Here is a 17,205-nt window from a genome sequence, read left to right on the forward strand (position 1 = left end):
GTCGCGTCATCCTACTTGCCAGTCATGTGAGTTGGAGGAGACCACGGAGAAGGTCCCGGCTCTCGTCCGCACCGGGGCTGTCCTCCTGCAGGCGCTCCATCGCCCGCTCGTACTGGGCGACCTCCTCGCGCTTGTCGAGGTACAGGGCGCTCGTCAGCTGCTCCAGGTAGACGATGTCCGAGAGGTCCGACTCCGGGAAGCGCAGCATCGTGAAGGACCCGGACTCGCCCGCGTGGCCGCCGAAGCTGAAGGGCATGACCTGGAGCGTGATGTTCGGCTGTTCCGAGACCTCGATGAGATGCCGCAACTGGCCCTGCATCACGGAGCGGTCCCCGTAGGGGCGACGCAGTGCCGCCTCGTCCAGGACGGCGTGGAAGCGGGGTGCACGCTCGGAGACGAGGGCCTTCTGGCGCTCCAGGCGCAGCGCGACCCGGCGGTCGATCTCGGCGGCCGGCGCGCCGGGCATGCCGCGCTCGACGACGGCGTGGGCGTACGCCTCGGTCTGCAGCAGCCCGTGGACGAACTGGACCTCGTAGATCCGGATGAGCGAGGCGGCGCCCTCCAGGCCGATGTACGTCTGGAACCAGCCGGGCAGCACATCGCCGAAGCTGTGCCACCACCCGGCCACGTTGGCCTCCTTGGCGAGCCCGAGCAGCGACGCGCGCTCCGCCTCGTCCGTGACGCCGTAGAGCGTGAGGAGGTCCTCGACGTCCCTGGCCTTGAAGCTCACCCGACCCAACTCCATGCGGCTGATCTTGGACTCGGACGCACGGATCGAGTAGCCCGCCGCCTCACGGGTGATGCCGCGCGATTCCCGAAGGCGCCTCAGCTGCGAGCCCAGCAGGATACGGCGCACCACTGACCCTCCGCCGGGGCCCTCGGCCCGGGGGTAGCCCCACGACTCCACTGCCGTCACGTCTCCAACCCTCCCCATCGCCATCCGCTTCCGGAGTGCCCCCGAACCCCGAGCCCCGGATTCTGCCACCAAAACGCTTCACCCCGTACTCGTTCGATTACGGAAAGAAGAAACCGTCCGGTAAGGGCGCACGGAAGCGTGCGGAAGATATGAGAGTGAACCGGCACGGGTAGGGACAGGTCCGGCGCGTGCACGTGCATCTGCCCTTGCATCTGTTGTGGGCATTGGGAACCATGGACCCCGCGCACCTGCGCACTCGTACGTGCTCGTTCGTGTTGTAGCGCCACAGCTGCGATTCCCGGGAGTGCCTCGCATGGGAACGAATGGATCGACCATGCTCGAGCCGTTACGGCAGGGCCTTCCGCCGATCGACCCCGCGGCCGTGTCCAGCTCCGCCTCGTGCGCACTCCCCGCCCGCTACGAAGCGGTGCGCGGCGCCCGGCAGTTCACCAGCAGGACGCTGGCCCGGTGGGAACTGGACCAGCGCTTCGACGACGTCGCGCTCGTCGTGTCCGAACTCGTCACCAACGCCCTGCGGCACGCCCTGCCCGCGGACACCGCACGCGGCCAGGAGTCCCCCGTGCGGCTGCATCTGATGCGCTGGACGGGTCGGCTGGTGTGCGCCGTGCGCGACCCCAGCGAGGAGAGCCCGATCGCCGGCGAGGCGGAGGACTCCGCCGAATGCGGCCGGGGGCTGTTCCTCGTCGACTCCTTCAGCGACAGCTGGGGCTGGCACCCGCTGGCGGGGCCGTTCACCGGAAAGGTCGTCTGGGCGCTGTTCCGCCTGCCGCAGGAGTGAGGCGCCCGCACCAAGGCCCCTCCGTCCTGCCGCCTCCACGCGACGAGGCGCCGGGCCGCCACCGCGTGAACGACCGTCCGCCGGCAGGCCGCGCGGCCTGCCGGCGGACCCGGGCCCTCCCTAGGCGCATGAACGTTCCTGCGGTGCGGGGAGCCCGGTCCCGCCATAACGCCGACGAGTTCGTCAGCCACCGGCGAGATGGTCGAACTCGCCGTCCTTCACCCCCAGCAGCATGGCCTCTATCTCGGCCGGCGTATAGACGAGTGCCGGCCCCTCCGGGAAGCGCGAGTTGCGCACCGCGACGTTCCCGCCGGGCAGTTTCGCGAACTCCACGCACGATCCCTGAGAGTTGCTGTGCCTGCTCTTCTGCCAGACGACCCCGTGAAGCTCTGTGGCCGCCATGCCGTTGTAGACGTCGTGCACAGGACGCTCCCCGAGTTACAAGGTGCAGGTGTCAACTGTCTCGGATCATAGCCGGGTTCCTATGCAGATGCATGAGCAGATGCACGTGCACAAGGGGTGGTTCCGCGGTTACAGCCCGAGCCGCACCTCGCCCGGGACCTCCCCCGATGCCGGCGGCACGCGCCGCGCGCGGCCGCCGCTCGTGATCTTGCTCGCCCCCGTCCGTGCCGCGTCGCCGGGACCGAATCCTTCGTGCACGAGGAAGAGACGTTCACCGCGCCCTCCTGGCTCCACGGTCCCGGCGACGGTTCGGTTCGCGGCGCTCCGGGCCCCGCCGGGCCGTACCGGGTCAGCGGGGCGAGGACGCGTGCGGCAGCAGGGCCGTCTCCCGCGCGTTCCTGACCGCCCGGGCCGGCTGCCGCTGCCGCCGGGCCGTCACCCGGGTCACCCGGCGACTGCGGATCTTGCCGCGGTCGGAGAGGAACCTGCGGAGCAGTTCCGTGTCCTTGTAGTCCACATGGGTGATGCCGGCCGCCTCCAGCGGGTTCGGACGGGACTTCAGGGGCTCGCGCCCGGATCGGCGCCTGGGCACGTCATACCTCCAGAAGGGAGTCGAAAGCCGGTGGCAGGCGCTTCCACGCCTCGGGCCCGGCGGCGTACTCGGCATCGGTCAGCAGGCAGGAGTCGAGCAGCTCCGTCAGACCGTGACGGTCGAGCCCCGGCGAGGTGAAGACCAGATGCTGGCAACGGTCGCCGTGTTCCGGATGCCAGTCCAGCGCCGCCGCGGCCCGGCGTACGGGCGGGACCATCTCCCAGGCCGCGTCGGGGAGAGAGGCCAGCCAGGGTCCCGCGCTCTCCACGCAGAGGGCTCCCCCGGCCGCGTCCCACGACAGCAGCGTGTCGGGCCGGTCCGCCAGCCAGAACCGGCCGCGGCTGCGGGCCGCGGCGCAGGTCAGGTCCTCCAGCGCCGCGTACAGCCGCTCCGGGTGGAACGGCCGCCGGTGGTGCCATACGTACGTCCCGACGCCGCATTCGTCCGCCTCCTGCGGCAGCAGTGCACACGCCGGGTGCTGGGCGGCCGCGGCGGCCTCCACGTCGAACCCGGCCAGGGCTGCCGCGGCCAGCCCACCGCCGTCCAAGGTCACCTGACGGGCCGTCGGGTGCAGCTGGGCCAGCAGGGCCCGGTCCGCCTCGTCGGCTTCGTCCTCGCCGACGAGGGCGAGCACCGGGGCGTACTCCAGCTGGCGCGCCCAGGTGTCCGCGACCGTCCGCCGATCGGTCGGGGCGGCGGCGAGTCCCGCCTCCATCAGGTCGTCGCCGTTGGCGAGACAGGCCAGCAGGAGGGAGGGGTCGACGGCCGTGATCACGCTCGTGACCCTGAGCCGGTCGCCGTGGGCGGCGACGACCTCGGCCATCGCCTTCGGCTCGACCGAGTCCCAGAGTTCGACGATCGCCAGCCGGGTGACGCCGTCGTCGGCGAGCCGCTCCAGCTCCGGCACGAGGTCCTCGCGCAGGGCGCAGCAGGCGCAGTCGTTGACGAGAGGGGCCTCGCCGCGGCAGAGGACACCGGTGGCGTCGCGGACGCTGCGGAGGACCGTGCCCCGGAGGGCGGTCGACAGGTCGTGCCGGAGCGCGACGCTGCCGCCGACGACGGTGAGCAGCCGCTCGACGACGGCGGCCCGAGCGTCGGAGTGCAGCCCTCCGACGATCGCGACGGGAAGCGCTCCCTCCATCACCGGGCCCCGCGCCGTCCGTATCGCCGCGCGAATCGCTCGACGCGACCGGCCGTGTCGAGGACGCGGGCCGTGCCGGTGTGGAAGGGGTGGCTCGCGGAGGAGATCTCCACGTCCACCACGGGGTAGGTGCGACCGTCCTCCCACTCGACGGTCCGGTCGCTCGTCATCGTCGAGCGGGTGAGAAAGGCGAATCCGGCCGCCCGGTCGCGGAACACGACGGGGCCGTAGGCCGGATGGATTCCGGGCTTCATGACGGGTCTCCCTCCTGCTTCCCGCTCAGCGCTCTTCGCGGAAGTCGACGTGCCGGCCGGCGACCGGGTCGTACTTGCGCAGCGTCAGGCGGTCGGGGTCGTTACGGCGGTTCTTGCGGGTGACGTAGGTGTAGCCGGTCCCCGCGGTGGAGCGGAGCTTGATGATCGGGCGTAGTTCGTTGCGGGCCATGCGGGTAGAGTAAATGGAAATGGTTTCCATTTCCAAAGGAAGGACGTGTGACGTTGTCCGCACGCTGCCAACTGACCGGGAGCCGACCAGGCTTCGGCAACCGCATCTCCCACTCCCACCGGCGCACCGCGCGCCGCTTCGACCCCAACGTCCAGCGCAAGCGGTACCGGCTGCCGAGCGAGGGCCGGTACGTGCGGCTCGCGCTGAGCGCGAGGGCGATCCGGACGGTGGACGCCATCGGCATCGAGGCGGCGGTGGCGCGCATCCGCGCACGGGGGGAAAGGGTCTGATGGCGAAAAAGAGCAAGATCGCGCGCAATGAACGGCGCCGGGAGGTCGTGCGGCGGTACGCGACGCGTCGCGCGCGGCTGAAGGAGACCATCCGGCACCCCGGCACGAGCGAGGAGGACCGCCGGGCCGCGCAGCGCGAACTGCGGCGCCAGCCGCGGGACGCGAGCGCGACCCGCGTCCGCAACCGCGACGCGGTCGACGGCCGCCCGCGCGGCTACGTCGGCAGGTTCGGCCTCTCCCGCGTCCGCGTGAGGAACCAGGCGCACGCGGGGTTCCTGCCGGGAGTGACGAAGTCCTCCTGGTAGGGGGCTGACGGCCGGGGCGGGTGCCTGGGGCGTCGGGCGCGGGGCGGGTGCGGGTGCGGTCAGGCACGAACGGGCGCGGGTGCACGGCGCGAACACGTCGAGCACAGGGCCCGGCCGCAAGCACGGCGCGGACGCTCGGCGGTACGCGGACGGCCGCTCCTGCGGGCCCCACACGGGCACGGCCCGGCCCCGCACCCCCGGCCGCTGGTGCCGCGTCGGGCCGGGGTTGCCCGGTGAGGAGCGGCGTCCGGTGCATGGGGTCCCACCCGGCCCTCCGGGCCGGGTGGAAGGGTCGCAAGGTGCCGGATCGGCCCCGGAGTGGCCTCATCCGGTCGATTCGGCAACGCGAGTCCCCGTGCCGGGCGTTGCTGCCGGCGAACCTCGGCAGACGCGGCGCTACTTCGGGAGTTCGCCCCGGTGGTCGCGGGGGCGCATACGGGCGTCGTCGGCCGCCCGGGTGCCGTCGTGCCAGCCCGCCGCGTCCGTGGCGCCGCGGACGCGGGTGCGGACCGTGTCCGGGAAGAGGCGTTCCGCCTGGTCCGCGACGGCGACGTCGCGGGCGGCGAGAGCCGGGAGGAGGTCGCCCCCGGCCGCGTCCTCCGCCACGTGGGACGTCGCCCGCGCCAGCCGGTCGCCGATGCGGTGCGCGTAGGCCAGCAGGAACGACTGCCGGAATGTCTTCGTCCGCCTGCGTCCGCCCGCCCGCTGTGACGCCTCCGCGCGGGTCATCACCGTCGTTCCCTGCACCAGCAGCGAGGTGTACAGCAGTTCCACCGCCTCCAGGTCGGCGTCGAAGCCGACGACCGTCGAGAAGCCGAGGCCGCTGTTCCAGACGGCGCGGCAGCGGTTCGCCGATGCCACGGCGTCCAGCAGGATCGCCTTGGCCGTCTCGTACGGCGCGTCGACTCCGATGCGGCAGGCGACCGGCACGTCCGCGCGATGGGTGCGGGAGGCGAGCACCGCCTCGTCGATGCTGTGGCGCGCCATCAGCTCCTGCGCCTTCGCGGTCAGCGCCTCCGCCTCCTCCGGGTAACCGGTGGCCTCCGCCTTCGCGAGGAGGGCACGGATCCGGGTGAGCGTCCGCGGCTCGCCGTGCGGGGCCGCGGACCGCCGGTGGAAGGGCTCCCCCGGCACCGGGCCCACCGGCTCGACCGACGGCAGCCGCACGAGGAGCCGGTAGAGCCGGAGCACGGCGGTCGCGTGCGAGAAGCGGTCCGCGGGGCGCCGCCCGCGCCCGGCGCCGGGCAGTTCGTCGAGCTGGGCGCGCCAGCGCGGCGGCAGGTCGTCGCCGTACCGCCGGGTCTCCCCCGCGATCAGGCCGGCGGCCAGCTCCACATGGCGTTCGTCGAGATCACGACGGACGATCCGCACGACGTCCGCCGGCTGCCAGCCGCGCTCCCAGGCACGGCGCACGAACTCCTCGCCGCGCCGGACCAGCTCCGCGTCGGCCTCGGGCGGCGCGGCGGCCAGCAGCGAGGCGCCGGTGTCGAGCGCGTCGTCGTCGTCGGCGTACAGCGCCCCGCCGAGCGCACGCTCCACCACATCCACGCCGATCGAGCCTACGCGAGCCCGCCCCCGGCGCCCCGCCCGGGACGGCCCTCGCCGCCGGCGCGGGGTCCGCCCCGCGCCCGCTCAGCTGATCCCGCGTCCCGCCGGTGGCCCCGGGCCGACCATGGACGGCGCTCGGTCCGTACCGGCCACCGCGTGCGCGCCGGCCGCCGTGACGGCGGGGATCGCGCCGGTGCTCCCCGCCCGCCGGGCCGTACGGTGAGGCTCATGGGTGAGAACAAGCAGCGCATGCTGGCAGGGGACTGGTACCTCCCCGACGACCCCGAGCTCGCCGCCGACAGCGAACGGCGCTTCGCACTCTGCGCGGCCTACAACGCCGACGGCGGTGCGGCGCTCCCCGAACGGGAGACGATCCTCGCCGAACTCCTCGGCTCCGTCGGCCCCGGGGTCCGCATCCGGCCGCCGTTCCAGTGCGACTTCGGCTACCACATCGGAATCGGCGAGGGCACGTTCGTCAACTTCGGGGCCGTGTTCCTCGACGTCGCGCCCATCACCATCGGCGCCCACTGCCAGCTCGGCCCGAACGTCCAGCTGCTCACGCCCTCCCACGAACTGGACGCGGAACGCCGCCGCGAGGGCTGGGAGAAGGGGGCCCCGATCAGGATCGGCGACAACGTCTGGCTCGGCGGGGGCGTCATCGTCTGCCCCGGTGTGACGATCGGCGACGACACCGTGGTCGGGGCCGGTGCCGTCGTCACCAGGGACCTGCCCGCCAGGGTCCTGGCGGTGGGCAACCCGGCGAAGGTGATCCGCACCACGGCGTGACGGCGGGCGCGGATCAGGGGCGTCGGCGTACGCGACCGGCGGACGGGACCGGTGTGGTCGGGGCCGGTGCCGTCGTCACCAGGGACCTGCCCGCCAGGGTCCTGGCGGTGGGCAACCCGGCGAAGGTGATCCGCACCACGGCGTGACGGCGGGCGCGGATCAGGGGCGTCGGCGTACGCGACCGGTGCCGGTCGCGGGGGCCCGGCACACGAAACCGGCATACGCGACCGCCGTGCGCGCCTCTCCGCCGGTCCCTCCGCCGTGCACTCGCTCCGTCCCACTGCCCGGAACCGGGCACGATGCCCTCGCCACGGACCTCGACGCCCACGAGGCCCCACCGGCCCCGCGTGGACGGGCGTTGTCAGTCGTGAGTGCCAGACTCGCCACCATGAGCGAACGGTGGGCCCTGGCCCCGGCCGAGGACGGCGGAGCGGTGCTCGTGCCGCTCGGTCCGGACGGGCTGCCCGCCGGAGAGGTGCGCGGGGAGGCCGATCTCGTCGAGGCGGTGCGGAGCCGGCCGGAGGTCGGACGGTGGGTGTGGCGGTCGACCGCCGAGGTCTATCCGCGGCTGCTCGCGGCCGGCGTGCGCGTCGAGCGGTGCTACGACGTCGAGGACGCCGAGCTGCTCCTGCTCGGGCACGAGGGACGGCACGGCGAACCGCGTTCAGCGGCCGCGGGGTGGGCACGCCTGCGCCACGCCCCCGTCCCGGACGATCCGCCGCCGCGCGCCGCCGTGCCGGGCTCGCAGTCGTCGCTGTTCGAACCGGAGCCCGTTGCCGTGCCGTTCGAGGGCCTGCTGGAGGTCTACGCCGAGCAGCAGCGAAGACACGAGGCCGCCGAGCACCCCGGCCGAATGCGGCTGCTGACGGCGGCCCAGTCGGCGGGAATGCTGGTGGCCGCGGAGATGAACAGGTCAGGTCTGCCCTGGCGGGCGGACGTCCATCGGGACGTGCTGCACGAACTGCTCGGCGAGCGGTACGCGGGCGGGGGCGAGCCGCGCCGCCTCGCGGAGCTGGCCGACGAGGTCTCCGCGGCGTTCGGGCACCGGGTGCGTCCCGATCTGCCCGCGGACGTCGTCAGGGCGTTCGTCCGGGCCGGGATCAAGGTGCGGTCGACCCGGCGCTGGGAGCTGGAGGAGATCGACCACCCGGCCGTACGACCGCTGATCGCGTACAAGAAGCTGTACCGGATCTGGACGGCCCACGGCTGGAGCTGGCTGCAGGACTGGGTGCGGGACGGGCGGTTCCGGCCGGAGTACCTGCCCGGCGGCACCGTGTCCGGCCGCTGGACCACCAACGGCGGCGGTGCGCTGCAGATCCCCAAGGTGATCAGGCGCGCCGTGGTCGCGGACGAGGACTGGCGGCTCGTCGTCGCCGACGCCGACCAGCTGGAACCCCGGGTCCTCGCCGCGATCTCCCGCGACCCGGGGCTGATGGAGGTCGCGGGCCACGACGACGACCTCTACACGCGGCTGTCGGACCGGGCGTTCTCCGGGGACCGCGAGCACGCCAAGCTCGCCCTGCTCGGCGCCGTCTACGGCCAGACCAGCGGCGACGGGCTGAAGAACCTCGCGGCGCTGCGCCGCCGCTTCCCCCGCGCGGTGGCCTATGTGGACGACGCGGCCCGCGCGGGCGAGGAGGGCCGTCTCGTCCGCACCTGGCTGGGACGCACCAGCCCGCCGGCGGCAGGCGCCCAGGAGAACGACGAGGCCGGCATCCCCCAGGACGGCGGCGAGGCGCCCGCCCAGCACGAGTTCGCCCCGGGCTACGCCTCGACGGACGCCCGGACCCGCGGCCGGTTCACCCGTAACTTCGTCGTCCAGGGCAGTGCCGCGGACTGGGCGCTGCTACTCCTCGCCGCACTGCGCAAGGCGACCGCGGGCATGCGCGCCCAACTGGTCTTCTTCCAGCACGACGAGGTGATCGTGCACTGCCCTGCCGAGGAGGCCGAGGAGGTGGTGCGGGCGATCCGCGCCGCCGGTGAGCTGGCCGGGCGGATCGCCTTCGGCGAGACGCCGGTGCGGTTCCCCTTCACGACGGCGGTGGTGGAGCGCTATTCGGACGCGAAGTGACCTCTCCCGTCCGGCTGCGCGTCCTGTGTGTCGCGCCCTGACCGCTCGTGGTCGCGACCCGCTCCGACGGCCGTCCCCCGGTCGGCCCGCACCGGCGGCCCTCGGGTTCACGGCCGGCCCACCGGCCAGGCGCCTGCCGCGCTCCGCGCGTCGGCGTGGCTCTCCGACCGGCCCTCAGCTCCCGGGCGACCCGCCCAGGAGCGCGCGCAGTTCGGGGAGCACCTTGGCGTCCGTGCCGTCGAGGCAGGCGTATGCGCGCCGCCACTCGTCGAGCGCCTCGTCGGTGCGGCCCTCCGCGCGCAGCAGCAGTCCGTGCTCGTGGCGGGCCAGTCCCTCGGTGAAGCCGTCGGCGCGGGAGACCGCCCGCTCCAGGACGAGGGCGCACTCACGGGCGGCGGCCGTGCCGCGGCCGAGCGCGTGCAGGGCCCGCACGAGTCCGATACGCGACTGGGACTGGCTCTGCCAGTCCCCCTCGTCGCCCTCGCCGATGATGGCCAGGCATTCCTCGAAGTGGCGCAGGGCGATGCCCGGTTGGCCGAGGGTGAGACGGGCGTAGCCGATGTTGCAGTGGGCCGTGTGGCGCAGCAGCGGGCTGCCGAGCCGTACGCCGACGGCGAGGCTGCGCTCGTGGCAGGCGATGGCGTGCGCGGCGTCGGTGTGCTCGTGGAGGTTGCCGAGATGGCTGAGGATGATCCCCTCGCCGTAGTCGTCGCCGAGGCGCCGGGCGCAGGCGAGTGACTCCTCGAGGGCCTCGGCGGCCTCCTCGTACCGTTCGAGGCGTTCCAGCAGCATGCCGCGGTTGGCGAGGCCGCGCTGCACCCAGCTGTCCTCACCGAGCCCCCGCCACAGGCCGACGGCCTCGTCGTTGAGCGCCAGCGAGCGCTCGCTCCGCCCGAGCATGAAGTGGACCGCGGCGAGATCGGTGAGCGCGTGCGCCTCCGCCTCCCCGTCGCCGGCGGCCCGGGCGGCGTCCAGCGCGGCCTCGTTGAGCAGGCCGAGTTCGTGGAGGCGCCCGCGTCGCTGGAGATAGGGGAAGGCGGCCCGGATGACGCGCAGGGCGGTGCGCGACCTCGGCGCGTACGCCTGGGCCAGGGCCACCAGACCGGGCAGTTCGCGGTCTCCCCAGGCCAGGGCCTCCGCCTCGCCCGGGAAGGGAGGTACCTCGTCGATCGGGGGCGGGACGCGGTTGCCCGCCAGATGGGCCGGGACGAGCGCCAGGCCCGCCTGGCGCGCCGACTCCCCGAACCACCGCAGGGCACGCTCGACGGCCGCCGCGCGTCCCTCCTCGCCGTCGAGGCGCACGGCGAGCTCGTGCGCGAAGTCCCGGACCAGGTCGTGGGGCACGAAACGCCCGTAGGCGACCTCGTCCAGCAACGCCACGTCGACGAGCCGTTCCAGGGCGGCGACCGCACGCCGATCGTCCAAGGGCGGTCCGGTGCCGTCGGCCGCCATCAGCTGCGCGACGAGGGCCGCGTCGTACTCGGGTATGTCGACGGCGCCCAGCCGGCGCAGGGCGAGCGCCGCGTCCGGGTCGAGCGCCTCGTACGCCACGGACAGGGAGCGGCGGACGCTGAGGTCGTCGTACTCCAGGTGGTCCAGCCGGCCGGCCTGCGCGGTGAGGAGCCCGGCGAGGGCCGCGGGGGTGAGGGCACGGCGGGCGGCGAGCCGCGCCGCCGCGATGCGCAGGGCGAGCGGCAGACGGCCGCACAACTCGGCGAGCCGGTCCATGTCGTCGGTGCCGTCCGCTCGTGCGTCGTCGGTACCGCCCGCCCCGGCGCCTTCCCGGCCGGAGACGGCACGCAGCAGTGCGGCGCTCTCCGCCCCGCTCAGCGGGGTGAGCGCGAAGCGCGCAGCCCCGTCGAGAGCCGTCAGCGGGGAGCGGCTGGTGACGACGACGGCGCAGCCCGCGCCGGCCGGCAGCAGCGGACGCACCTGTGCGGCCGACGCCGCGTCGTCGAGGACCAGCAGGGTGCGGGTCGGGGCCAGGGTGGAGCGCAGCAGGGCCGCGGCCGCGTCGTGGCGTTCCGGGACGGCGCGCGGCGGGACGCCGAGGTCGCGCAGGAGCGCGGTGAGCGACTGGCACGGTGCCAGGGGCGTCATGCCGGGGGTCGCGCCGTGCAGATGGAGATGGAGCTGCCCGTCGGGGAACTCCTCCCGGAGGCTGTGCGCGACGTGGAGGGCGAGGGCGCTCTTTCCCACCCCGGCCATGCCGCTGAGGACGGCCACGGCCGGGCGGTCGCGGCCGGTGCGGGTGAGCACGGCGCGCAGGTCGGCGACGAGCGCCCGGCGGCCGGTGAAGTGCGCGGGGGCGGGCGGGAGCTGGGCCGGCCGCGGGGAGGACCCGGGATACGCCCCGCCCGCGTCGTCCGGGGCGGACCCCGAGGGCGGGGGCCCACCGGCCCCGACCGGGTCGGCGGACGGTACCGGCCCATCGGGCGGGGCGGGCCTGGCGGCGCCCGGGGCCCACGGGTCCTGGAGGATCTCCCGGTGCGCCTGCTGGACCGAGGGGCCGGGTTCTACGCCGAGTCCGCCGACGAGCCTGCGGCGCAGCGACTGGTACGCGGCCAGCGCCTCGGCCTGCCGTCCGGTCCGGTGCAGCACCAGCATCAGCTGTCGGTGGAAGGCCTCGCGCAGGGGGTACTGCGCGGTCAGCGCCGCGAGTTCGGGGCCGAGGCCGTCGGGCCGGCCCAGCTGGAGGAAGGCGTCGTACCGCCACTCCAGGAGCAGCAGCCACGACTCGCGCAACCGCCGCACCGTCGCGGGGGTGCCGTCCCCGGGGTCGTACAGCCCGGTCAGCGGGTCCCCGCGCCAGAGGTCGAGTGCCGCGCGGGAGCTGTCGACGACGGTCCGCCAGTCCTCACGTCCGCCGTCCGCGCCGCCCGGTGCGCCGGTTCCGACGGGGCCCGGGCCGGCCTGGGGAGGGCCGCCGGAGCCCTCGTGCGGGAGGGCCGGGCCGGAGGCGACGGAGGTGCTACGGGTGACGGCGCGGACGTAGGCGGCACGCGCCGTCCCGATGTGTCGCTCGAAGGTGTCGACGTCGAGTTCACCGGGTTCCACGCGCAGCACGTAGCCGGGCGCCACCGCCCGCAGTCTGTCCTCCTCGGCGAGCAGCCGGCGCAGCCTGGCCACGTGGTTGTGCAGCGAGGCGCGGGCCGAGGCGGGAGGATCGTCGCCCCACAGGGCATCAAGCAGCGCGTCCGTGGGTACGACCCGGTTGGCGCGCAGCAGCAGGGTGCCGAGCAGCGCGCGGAGTTTCGCGCTACCCGTCGTGCGGATCTCACCCGCGGCGTCGTGCACGGTCAGCGGACCGAGCAGGCCGAACCGCATTGCCTTCCTCCTGCGCTGACCGTTGGCCTCATGTTAGCGATGTGTTGGTGGAGGCTGGTTGTATCTCCTCGTCGGATCCGGTGAGACGGTGCTCGGCGTGGACGGCCACACTCGGGGGAGTGTCACCGCCACTCCGGATCCGAAGACAGAGAGAGCCTCGGTCACCTGCGATGACCGGGGCTTTCGTCATGCCGCCCGCGAACCGTCCGAAGAGGGGGCGGCGCGCGGGAAGCGGGCCTCCAGCGTGTGGTGCCCGGAAGGATACGGGCCGCGGGTCAGCCTGCCGCCGGCGGCCGCGATCCGTTCGGCGAGGCTGCGCGGGCGCAGGCCCGGCCCCGGGGCGGGAGGGATCGGCCGGGCCGGGGCACCGACCCCGTCGTTCGCCGCGGTCGGCAGCACCTCACCCGGCGGTGTGGCCACCGCCACCCGGCAGTCGAGGGCGCGGCTGTGTCTCAGAACGTCGGCGGCCGCCTCCCGCAATCGGGTGGCACAGGCGTCCCGCACCCCGTCGCGCTCCGGCAGGTGGCTGACGCGCAGCGCCACGCCCAGGGCGTCGCAGACGGCGGCCGCGATGCCGTTGACGCTGTAGACGCGGGGACCGCCGGCGTTGAAGACCTCGTTGTACGCCTCGGGTACCTCCACGTGACGGGCTATGGAGGGCACCACGTCCTTGATGTACCCGAAGGCGCGGGTCTGCTCGCCGTCCCCGAAGACCGTGAACGGCTCGCCGCGCAGCGCCTGGTTCATGAAACCGCGACGATCGACTGGTTCCGCACCCGGTCGGCCGCACCTCTGGAGGACGTGCAGCTCGCCGGTGCAGAGGAAACGGAGAACTCCCTGGCACCGTTCGACCCGGGAGCAACCGGATCGGGGGCGGGCATGGTGCGCCGGGTGTCGACGGCCGTGGGGAGCCGGCGGTCACACGCTCACCCAGCCCTTGCTGGTGGCGAGCACGCCCGCCTCGAAGCGGCTGCGCGCCCCGAGCCGCTGCATCAGATCGGCCGTGACGCGCCGTATGGTCCGCACGGACACGCCCAATTGCCGGGCGATGGCCTCGTCCGTCAGACCCTCCGTCAGCAGATCGAGCACGGCCCGCTCCTGCGCGGTCAGGGAGTTTCCGGTGACGGCCGCGGCATCGGCCGCGCTCTCGCCGAGCGGCTTCGCCTGCTGCCAGGTCTGCTCGAACAGCGCGAGCAGCGCGGTCAGCGCCCCGGTGCCCTCCAGCACCAGCGCCCCCAGGTCAGCCGCGGCCGGATCCATCGGCACGATCGCCCTGCTGCGGTCGTAGATGAGCATGCGCAGGGGCAGCCGGGGTACCGTGCGCACCAGGCCCCCGCGTTCCCCCAGCCAGGCGACGTACTCCCTGGTCGCAGGGGAGTTGCGACAGCTGTTGAGAAAGATGTACCGAAGGCGGACCCCCCGGGCGCTGGTCGAGGTGTCCAGCGGCCGGGCGGCGTCCAGATGCTCCTCGCTCTGGCCCCCGCCCGGGACGAACGCCGCTATCTCGCTGCTACAGGTCCCGGCCAGATGCTCGATCTTGGACTGGATCTGTTCCATGGACCGCAGCTTCTGCACCTCCGTGACGTCCTGCGCTCCGCTGGCGCGGATGTCGGCGAGCATCCCGGCCACCGCGATCCGACTCGCCCTGATCTGACGCTCCCGCTCCAGGAGTTCGGTCTCCTGACTGGCGAGCAGCGACGTCAGACCCAGCTCCGGGTCGACGGGACGGCCCGTGCCGCCGTCCGGCGAAGGCCGCACGAGGGACAGCGCGGCCAGCCGGTCCAAGGCCGCTCGCGCACGCTCCTCGGGCCATCCCAGGGCCTCCGCGAGGCCGGAAACAGCCCCCGGCCCGCCCTTGAGCATGGCGCGGTAGACCGCTTCCTCATCCGGGCCGATCCCCAATCGACCGAGCATGGTTCCCCTCCCCCAGGGCGGCGGTGGGTCGCACCGCACATCACTTCCGCGCCGTGGTCACGGACATGGATGCGGCCGCAAACTCTACGCGATGGCCGAAACAGGACGGCGGCGTTTGCGGCCTCGGGGACACGTTTGTCACTCCCGGTGCGGACCACGGAAACACGAGCGCCACGGTGTCCGGGGAGAAGGCCCGAGCCGGTGCGGCGGGGGTGCGTGCCAGGCGTCGCGGGCCAGGAGGGACTTTCGCAACACGCCCTGGTGGAACTGCTCGGTCTGGAGGGCTGACCACGGCCGACCGGCCGTGGTGCGGGGCGGGAGCCGCGGCCCCCGGCCCGGTGCCCCTGCCGGTCGGGCGCCGCCGTCGGCCGGGAGCCCGGGCCCGGAGACGTGTCCGGGCCTGCGGACCTGAACGGGCCCGCGGACGTGTCCTCGTCCTGCCACTGCAGGTCCCTGACACGAGAAACCTCTGGGCAAGGCTCCCGGCGCCGAGCAGGGTGGTCTCACCAGGACAGGTCGCCGATCGAGGGGAAAGGCGCCCGAAACCGGCCGGCACCATCGGCCGGCGTAGCCGGATCACTCTGCTCAGCCGATGCGTCCAGGGGGACCATGCAGACCTTCCTCAGTACCACGTACAGCAGGACGCCGTTCGCGGCCGCGCTCGCCGCCGTCCTCCTGGGGGCCGGAACGGTGACCGGGGCGGTCATCGCCGCGGGCGACGGGACCGGTGCGCCCTCGGGGCAGGGGGCCGCGACCGTGGCCGGCGGCTCCTACGCGGCGTGGCACCGGGCGGACGTGGTCCGCAGGCCCGGCGGACACGCGTACCGGCTGCATCCGCTGGTCAGGCCCTTCGCCAGCGGCATGCCGGCGGAGGAGGAAGGCACCGTCCCCCGGGTGTTGCCGGTGCGTACCTCCTGGGCACTGACCAGAACGGGCGACACGGCCTGACGGCCGGCCCGGAAAGCCCCGGAACCACCCCGAGACCCGAGAGACGAGGCAGGCCCACTCATGCCGAGCCCTTCCGGCTTCAGCTACGAAGCCCGCGCCGACGGCACCATCGTCATCACCCACCGCCGGCGGAAGGCCGCGACACTGCGCGGCGACCGCGCCTCGAGGTTCGCCGAGGAGGTGGAGTCCGGCGACGCCCAGGAGGTGATGGCGCGCTGGACGGGCTCGTACAAGTTCGGCAACGAACGCACCGCCCGCGACCACCCGAGGAACCAGGGGCGCCGCGCCTGAACCCGCCCCGGGGTCGGACGGCGTCCCACGAGAGACGACAGATGGACGTCGCCTCGGCCGAGATGGTCGAACTCGCCTCCAACGCCCTGCTCGCCACGACGATCACCTTCATCAAGTCGACTGGCCGACCGACGCCCGGCTGATGCGGAACCTTCTGCTCCTGGACGGCCGCAACCTGCTCGACCCCGCCGCCCTTCTCTCGGCGGGCTTCACCCACATGGGAGTGGGGCGCGCCACGCGGCGCCCCCGATGAGGAACACGGCAGGCGGGGGCTCGTGTCACGCCGCATGCCACTGGTGCGCCTGACCGCCCCGCCACTCGACCCAGTTCGGGTCGTCGAGGAGGTTCCAGGCGTCCGGGAGGCCCGCCCGGCGGAGGAACTCGATCACGTCCCTGTCGTCGTGCGCGAGCCCGAGTATCTCCCCGCGCACGGTCACCCGCCGCCCGCCGGACGGGGACGGCCGGTGCACGACGATCGGCGGGGCCATGCCTCCAGGGTGCGCCGCTCCGGTCGTGATCGCAGCCGGCGCGGCCGGCGGACGGCCCCCACCGGACCGCGGGGTGTCTACACCCCCGGCCGCCCGGGCGGCCGGGGGACGCCGAGGCTGCCCCACGGCGCGCACACCTCGCACATCAGCAGCTCAGGGAACTCCTCCAGGGCGATCACGACGTGCTCCTTGTCCAGATAGCCGAGCTGCGTCCGGTACAGACCGCAGTTGCCCCGGTGCAGCATGGGCTGGGCACCCTCCACCCGGGCGGGCTGCAGTTTCCACGACATCTCGATCCGGGCGACGTCACGGCGCCTCCGGTCTTCCTCCTCCTCGCGCTTCAGCTCGTCGAGGGTGCGCTCGGTCTGCCGCAACTGGTAGGTGAGCCAGTCGCGCAGGCCCTCGTTGAGCCTGATCCGCTCGGAGCGCGACAGGTCGGACATGGGTCTGCCCCGCTCACGCCGCGGCGGAGCTCACCGGCGGCGCGCCGCCGGAGTCGTCCCCGGCCGGGTCGCACGCCGGGCCCGCCCCTCCGGATCCGACTCCGCCGGACTCGTGCGGGGTGCCGTTCCCACCCTCGGCGTGCTTGAGCGCCATACGGGCCTTCACCACGTCCGGTCCTTCGAGGCCCGCCCAGTACGGGTGGGTCGACACCTCGATCGACAGCGTCAGCACGAGCTCACGCAGCCGGGCCTCCTCGGCCCTCTGCCCCTCGCTCCACCCGGGGCTCTCCGGGAACTCGCGGCGGTAGCTGGAGTAGTGCCCCTCTTCTCCCGTCCACCCTTCGGCGGGCACCACGGACCACGGCAGTTCCCGGCACAACGCCCGGTACGCGGAACGGGCCCGGTGAAGGCGGAGCTGAGCGTCGCGCAGCTCGTCGGGGAAGTCATATTCGGCCACGGCTGGAATGATACGCCTGTTCGAATAGCTGGGGGGAGCACGC

The 17,205-nt window shown here is 73.8% G+C and carries 20 protein-coding genes and 1 pseudogene; 8 read left to right on the forward strand and 13 right to left on the reverse strand.

Translation table 11 applies throughout. From position 1 onward, the window contains the following. Positions 1 to 22: 22 nt before the first annotated feature. Positions 23 to 856: a helix-turn-helix domain-containing protein gene (locus tag FEF34_RS16440; protein ID WP_171053299.1), complete on the reverse strand. Its 834-nt coding sequence runs from the start codon at positions 854 to 856 to the stop codon at positions 23 to 25. 373 nt (positions 857 to 1,229) lie between these two features. Between FEF34_RS16440 and FEF34_RS16445 the strand changes: the two genes are divergently transcribed. Continuing rightward, complete coding sequence (locus FEF34_RS16445) at positions 1,230 to 1,715, forward strand: ATP-binding protein (RefSeq protein WP_171052974.1); 486 nt, start codon at positions 1,230 to 1,232, stop codon at positions 1,713 to 1,715. A gap of 183 nt (positions 1,716 to 1,898) precedes the next feature. Here FEF34_RS16445 and FEF34_RS16450 read toward each other — a convergent pair whose 3' ends face one another. From FEF34_RS16450 to rpmG, 5 genes are all read right to left on the reverse strand, one after another. Then, a complete protein-coding gene (locus FEF34_RS16450) occupies positions 1,899 to 2,138 on the reverse strand; it encodes a DUF397 domain-containing protein (RefSeq protein WP_138053866.1) in 240 nt (79 codons plus the stop codon). Positions 2,139 to 2,466: 328 nt separating this feature from the next. Next, positions 2,467 to 2,709, reverse strand: a complete 243-nt coding sequence (gene rpsR / locus FEF34_RS16455; protein ID WP_234042412.1) for a 30S ribosomal protein S18 — start codon at positions 2,707 to 2,709, stop codon at positions 2,467 to 2,469. A 1-nt stretch (position 2,710) separates the two neighbouring features. Beyond that, on the reverse strand, positions 2,711 to 3,850 hold the full coding sequence (locus tag FEF34_RS16460; RefSeq protein ID WP_138053868.1) for a CobW family GTP-binding protein: 1,140 nt from the start codon (positions 3,848 to 3,850) through the stop codon (positions 2,711 to 2,713). After that, a complete protein-coding gene (locus FEF34_RS16465) occupies positions 3,850 to 4,104 on the reverse strand; it encodes a type B 50S ribosomal protein L31 (protein WP_138053869.1) in 255 nt (84 codons plus the stop codon). Before FEF34_RS16465 ends, FEF34_RS16460 begins: the two co-directional genes overlap by 1 nt. 25 nt (positions 4,105 to 4,129) lie before the next feature. After that, complete coding sequence (gene rpmG, locus FEF34_RS16470) at positions 4,130 to 4,294, reverse strand: 50S ribosomal protein L33 (RefSeq protein ID WP_017949758.1); 165 nt, start codon at positions 4,292 to 4,294, stop codon at positions 4,130 to 4,132. A gap of 53 nt (positions 4,295 to 4,347) precedes the next feature. On the opposite strand from rpmG, the gene rpmB reads away from it, so the two are divergent. After that, positions 4,348 to 4,584, forward strand: a complete 237-nt coding sequence (rpmB, locus tag FEF34_RS16475) for a 50S ribosomal protein L28 (RefSeq protein ID WP_138057522.1) — start codon at positions 4,348 to 4,350, stop codon at positions 4,582 to 4,584. Beyond that, the gene (rpsN, locus tag FEF34_RS16480) at positions 4,584 to 4,889 is read left to right on the forward strand and encodes a 30S ribosomal protein S14 (protein ID WP_138053870.1); all 306 of its coding nucleotides are present in this window, start codon (positions 4,584 to 4,586) and stop codon (positions 4,887 to 4,889) included. Before rpmB ends, rpsN begins: the two co-directional genes overlap by 1 nt. 396 nt (positions 4,890 to 5,285) lie before the next feature. Here the strand turns inward: rpsN and FEF34_RS16485 are convergent, their stop codons facing one another. Then, the gene (locus FEF34_RS16485) at positions 5,286 to 6,428 is read right to left on the reverse strand and encodes a DUF2786 domain-containing protein (protein WP_138057523.1); all 1,143 of its coding nucleotides are present in this window, start codon (positions 6,426 to 6,428) and stop codon (positions 5,286 to 5,288) included. 237 nt (positions 6,429 to 6,665) lie between these two features. Between FEF34_RS16485 and FEF34_RS16490 the strand changes: the two genes are divergently transcribed. The 3 genes and pseudogenes from FEF34_RS16490 (at position 6,666) to FEF34_RS16495 (ending at position 9,294) form a co-directional block, all read left to right on the forward strand. Beyond that, entirely contained in the window at positions 6,666 to 7,223 is a 558-nt protein-coding gene (locus tag FEF34_RS16490; RefSeq protein WP_138053871.1) for a sugar O-acetyltransferase, read from the forward strand. 53 nt (positions 7,224 to 7,276) lie between these two features. Continuing rightward, positions 7,277 to 7,369, forward strand: a pseudogene (locus tag FEF34_RS44230) (sugar O-acetyltransferase); the annotation flags it as partial. A gap of 242 nt (positions 7,370 to 7,611) precedes the next feature. Continuing rightward, positions 7,612 to 9,294 (forward strand): bifunctional 3'-5' exonuclease/DNA polymerase, encoded by a 1,683-nt coding sequence (locus FEF34_RS16495; protein WP_138053872.1) that lies wholly within the window; start codon positions 7,612 to 7,614, stop codon positions 9,292 to 9,294. 174 nt (positions 9,295 to 9,468) lie between these two features. Here the strand turns inward: FEF34_RS16495 and FEF34_RS16500 are convergent, their stop codons facing one another. The 3 genes from FEF34_RS16500 to FEF34_RS16510 form a co-directional block, all read right to left on the reverse strand. Continuing rightward, positions 9,469 to 12,621 carry an AfsR/SARP family transcriptional regulator gene (locus FEF34_RS16500; protein ID WP_138053873.1) on the reverse strand — a complete coding sequence of 1,051 codons (3,153 nt, stop codon included), beginning with the start codon at positions 12,619 to 12,621 and terminating at the stop codon, positions 9,469 to 9,471. A 186-nt stretch (positions 12,622 to 12,807) separates the two neighbouring features. Beyond that, entirely contained in the window at positions 12,808 to 13,368 is a 561-nt protein-coding gene (locus FEF34_RS42850) for an NAD-dependent epimerase/dehydratase family protein (protein WP_234042413.1), read from the reverse strand. A 171-nt stretch (positions 13,369 to 13,539) separates the two neighbouring features. Next, the gene (locus FEF34_RS16510; protein WP_138053874.1) at positions 13,540 to 14,535 is read right to left on the reverse strand and encodes a LuxR C-terminal-related transcriptional regulator; all 996 of its coding nucleotides are present in this window, start codon (positions 14,533 to 14,535) and stop codon (positions 13,540 to 13,542) included. Positions 14,536 to 15,144: 609 nt separating this feature from the next. Here FEF34_RS16510 and FEF34_RS16515 point away from each other — a divergent pair. After that, a complete protein-coding gene (locus FEF34_RS16515; RefSeq protein ID WP_138053875.1) occupies positions 15,145 to 15,483 on the forward strand; it encodes a hypothetical protein in 339 nt (112 codons plus the stop codon). A 60-nt stretch (positions 15,484 to 15,543) separates the two neighbouring features. Further along, on the forward strand, positions 15,544 to 15,774 hold the full coding sequence (locus FEF34_RS16520) for a hypothetical protein (protein ID WP_138053876.1): 231 nt from the start codon (positions 15,544 to 15,546) through the stop codon (positions 15,772 to 15,774). Positions 15,775 to 16,052: 278 nt separating this feature from the next. Here the strand turns inward: FEF34_RS16520 and FEF34_RS16525 are convergent, their stop codons facing one another. The 3 genes from FEF34_RS16525 to FEF34_RS16535 form a co-directional block, all read right to left on the reverse strand. Further along, the gene (locus tag FEF34_RS16525) at positions 16,053 to 16,262 is read right to left on the reverse strand and encodes a hypothetical protein (protein WP_138053877.1); all 210 of its coding nucleotides are present in this window, start codon (positions 16,260 to 16,262) and stop codon (positions 16,053 to 16,055) included. Between the two features lie 77 nt (positions 16,263 to 16,339). Next, positions 16,340 to 16,705, reverse strand: coding sequence for a DUF6233 domain-containing protein (locus FEF34_RS16530; protein WP_138053878.1), 366 nt, complete (start codon positions 16,703 to 16,705; stop codon positions 16,340 to 16,342). Positions 16,706 to 16,718: 13 nt separating this feature from the next. Next, positions 16,719 to 17,162, reverse strand: a complete 444-nt coding sequence (locus FEF34_RS16535) for a hypothetical protein (RefSeq protein ID WP_138053879.1) — start codon at positions 17,160 to 17,162, stop codon at positions 16,719 to 16,721. Positions 17,163 to 17,205 lie beyond the last annotated feature (43 nt).

The sequence above is a fragment of the Streptomyces marianii genome, from assembly GCF_005795905.1.
In the GTDB taxonomy this organism is placed as follows: Bacteria; Actinomycetota; Actinomycetes; order Streptomycetales; family Streptomycetaceae; genus Streptomyces; species Streptomyces marianii.

What these genes read in the sequence shown, in the direction of transcription:
- FEF34_RS16445 (WP_171052974.1), top strand. Translation starts at nt 1,230, where the DNA reads ATGGGAACGAATGGATCGACCATGCTCGAGCCGTTACGGCAGGGCCTT.
- FEF34_RS16460 (WP_138053868.1), bottom strand. Translation starts at nt 3,850, where the DNA reads ATGGAGGGAGCGCTTCCCGTCGCGATCGTCGGAGGGCTGCACTCCGAC.
- FEF34_RS16465 (WP_138053869.1), bottom strand. Translation starts at nt 4,104, where the DNA reads ATGAAGCCCGGAATCCATCCGGCCTACGGCCCCGTCGTGTTCCGCGAC.
- rpmG (WP_017949758.1), bottom strand. Translation starts at nt 4,294, where the DNA reads ATGGCCCGCAACGAACTACGCCCGATCATCAAGCTCCGCTCCACCGCG.
- rpsN (WP_138053870.1), top strand. Translation starts at nt 4,584, where the DNA reads ATGGCGAAAAAGAGCAAGATCGCGCGCAATGAACGGCGCCGGGAGGTC.
- FEF34_RS16490 (WP_138053871.1), top strand. Translation starts at nt 6,666, where the DNA reads ATGGGTGAGAACAAGCAGCGCATGCTGGCAGGGGACTGGTACCTCCCC.
- FEF34_RS16495 (WP_138053872.1), top strand. Translation starts at nt 7,612, where the DNA reads ATGAGCGAACGGTGGGCCCTGGCCCCGGCCGAGGACGGCGGAGCGGTG.
- FEF34_RS16500 (WP_138053873.1), bottom strand. Translation starts at nt 12,621, where the DNA reads ATGCGGTTCGGCCTGCTCGGTCCGCTGACCGTGCACGACGCCGCGGGT.
- FEF34_RS42850 (WP_234042413.1), bottom strand. Translation starts at nt 13,368, where the DNA reads ATGAACCAGGCGCTGCGCGGCGAGCCGTTCACGGTCTTCGGGGACGGC.
- FEF34_RS16510 (WP_138053874.1), bottom strand. Translation starts at nt 14,535, where the DNA reads ATGCTCGGTCGATTGGGGATCGGCCCGGATGAGGAAGCGGTCTACCGC.
- FEF34_RS16515 (WP_138053875.1), top strand. Translation starts at nt 15,145, where the DNA reads ATGCAGACCTTCCTCAGTACCACGTACAGCAGGACGCCGTTCGCGGCC.
- FEF34_RS16520 (WP_138053876.1), top strand. Translation starts at nt 15,544, where the DNA reads ATGCCGAGCCCTTCCGGCTTCAGCTACGAAGCCCGCGCCGACGGCACC.
- FEF34_RS16525 (WP_138053877.1), bottom strand. Translation starts at nt 16,262, where the DNA reads ATGGCCCCGCCGATCGTCGTGCACCGGCCGTCCCCGTCCGGCGGGCGG.
- FEF34_RS16530 (WP_138053878.1), bottom strand. Translation starts at nt 16,705, where the DNA reads ATGTCCGACCTGTCGCGCTCCGAGCGGATCAGGCTCAACGAGGGCCTG.